Source organism: Deltaproteobacteria bacterium, assembly GCA_005879535.1.
Classification (GTDB): Bacteria; Myxococcota; Myxococcia; order Myxococcales; family 40CM-4-68-19; genus 40CM-4-68-19.
The window spans coordinates 1-2,203 of sequence record VBKI01000115.1 but is presented as its reverse complement, the minus strand read 5'-3'; the positions used below and the strand labels follow the sequence as shown (position 1 = coordinate 2,203).

Below are 2,203 nucleotides of genomic sequence, written 5' to 3'. Positions count from 1 at the left end.
CCTCGCCCCCGCGAGCCAGTTCGAGTGTGATTGCGCGCTCAAAAGCATCGAGCCCCGGGCCGAAATCAGCAACTCGCCGCATGATGTGCACTTCCGCGCCGGTACATCGCCAGTGAAGCGCCGGCCGTCCACATCGCGCCGGGCGGCGTAGGTGGCGGGTTCGAAGGCCGTCTTGCCACACTTGGGACACTTGGTCTTATTCGTCACCTCGGAAGAGCGTCACCACGACTACGTCTTTCGCCAACTCGACGATCAATTCGAGAGGCTCCGCGCCGACGCAGGTCACTCTCGCCATGGCCCACCCGCGGTCCAGTTCATCTTGAAGTTCCCGCCTGCCAAGTGCGCCCGCGCGACAGGCAGGAGGAAGCGTGCGATGCCGCTGACGGCCTCTCCGAGCCTGGCGGGAGCGTTCGCGAGTCTTCCCTTCCGCACGAAGGCTCGCCATTGGATGTTCGCCACCTCGCTCTCGGAGAACTCGGTGGTCAAAGCGACGGGATCTGCCTTCACGGCGGTGCGCCGATTCACGAACGTGGCGTTCGCCGCCTGGGCCAGCATCGACCCGTCGAAGTCGAACTGCCGCGAGAGAAGCCAGATGTCGTAGAAGTCCTTCATCCGGCTGTTCAGTGTGCCGAGCTTGACCATCGCCTCGAACTTCTCGGCGATCGCGGTTTCGCGCGGATAACCCTTGAGGCGTGGCGCTGGCATGTCGAGCAACGTCGGGTACGCGATCTCCACCGGCACAGGCACCATCACGTCGCCGATACCAACGTCGAGCCGCATGGCGATTCTGGCCCGCGCGAGGAGGCCGTCGAAGCGAATACGCACACCCTCGTAGTCCGCGTTCTCCCTGATCCGTTCGGACTTCACCGTCGCCGGTCTGAAGAGCAGGCCATCCGACTCGACTTCGACGGCACAGACGTCGGCACGACGGTCGACAGGTTTTCCAGGGAGTTCTCGAGCCGGCCTAGAAGATCGATGTCCTTCGTAGGCCGGGCCATCGGCGCGTCCCAGACACGGAGCATGAGCGCTCCCTTCAGAACAAAACGCGCGGCGTGCGGCGACTTCGACAGCCGATAGAGGAATCGCTCCATCGCGTAGTACTGCAGCAACTCCTGAAACGGACGGTCCGTTCTCCGCGCAATGTCCGTGAGCCGCGCGTGGACGGAGGCCGCCATATTCTTCTTGCTCATTGCAGAGCCTCCAGGTAGGGCCGCACGACGCGCTCGACGCGGCAATGCCGCGCATGCTGAAGGAGTTTCTCGACATCCCGCCGCGGCCGGCGGCGCCAGAGCCGGAGCGCCTCGAGAACCACATCCATGCCCAGCTTGTTCCGGAACTTGAACGAGTCCGCGATCGTCTTCTCCGCGCTGTAGATGTGAACTGGAACATCGTCGATCTTATGAACCTCGATGCCCTGGCGGAACGCGGCCCCGGAGAACTTGAAGACTCGGACTGGTGGGTAGTCGATTCGGGGAGGGTTCTTCTTTCCGCGCTCAATTGCGACGTCCACTTCGTGCGGCACCTGGGTCGTGAGCTCGTGGAAGGAGAGCGCAGAGACGAGGCAGATGACTCCTTCCGGAACTCGCTTCGCCATGGTCACGAGATCGGGGCTTCCCAGCGGAGGCAGGCCCCGCAGCCGAAAGAGACCCCTACTCAGCCGCTCGAGCACGCCGGCGTCGCGCATCGCGTAGAAGGTCTTCCGGTTGATGCCAAGGCGCAGAGCATCCGACATGCGGACCATGCCGCCGCGGGAGCGGATAGCATTCCGCTCGTTGGCGAACACCTGCCTAGGACGACGCGCCATGGAGACATAGTAGCACCACTTATACATAAGTGGATGCTTTTTGTCCCCAGCTATCCGCAGCAGACGCAGGGGTGGCGCCGGCGCCAACAGCTCGATCTCGTACGCGCAGAAGAGACCCCCTCCGCTCTCGTCTGCCCTGCCGTAAATGTCTCGCCGTGCTGTGGTGCAGCGAGCGCCGAGCGCGCAGTCGTCGGCGTCGAGGTGTTCCTGCGCTGCAGTGGGTGCGGCTACGTCTGGACGCGGTCAGTGTCGTGCCGCCCAGACTTGCGCGTCGTCGACGGCGGCCAGGCGCCGGAGACGCAGCCGTGAACCGAACCGGCCCGGCTGGCACGGAGGTGGCACGGCGCATACTCCGACAGGAAGACAGCCGCGCTCGCTTCATGGTAGAATCGCTGCAAT

Annotated in this window: 2 protein-coding genes and 1 pseudogene; 1 reads left to right on the top strand and 2 read right to left on the bottom strand. The window is 64.0% G+C overall.

Going from position 1 to position 2,203, the window contains the following annotated elements:
• Nucleotides 1-282: 282 nt before the first annotated feature.
• Nucleotides 283-1,190, bottom strand: a pseudogene (locus tag E6J58_24230) (nucleotidyl transferase AbiEii/AbiGii toxin family protein).
• Nucleotides 1,187-1,804, bottom strand: coding sequence for a transcriptional regulator (locus E6J58_24225; protein TMB31603.1), 618 nt, complete (start codon nt 1,802-1,804; stop codon nt 1,187-1,189). Before E6J58_24225 ends, E6J58_24230 begins: the two are co-directional and overlap by 4 nt.
• Before the next feature lie 33 nt (nt 1,805-1,837).
• On the opposite strand from E6J58_24225, the gene E6J58_24220 reads away from it, so the two are divergent.
• Complete coding sequence (locus tag E6J58_24220; protein TMB31602.1) at nt 1,838-2,113, top strand: hypothetical protein; 276 nt, start codon at nt 1,838-1,840, stop codon at nt 2,111-2,113.
• Nucleotides 2,114-2,203: the final 90 nt, after the last annotated feature.

Excerpts from the sequence above, each read along its gene's own strand:
- E6J58_24225 (TMB31603.1), bottom strand. The coding sequence starts at position 1,804 with ATGGCGCGTCGTCCTAGGCAGGTGTTCGCCAACGAGCGGAATGCTATC.
- E6J58_24220 (TMB31602.1), top strand. The coding sequence starts at position 1,838 with ATGCTTTTTGTCCCCAGCTATCCGCAGCAGACGCAGGGGTGGCGCCGG.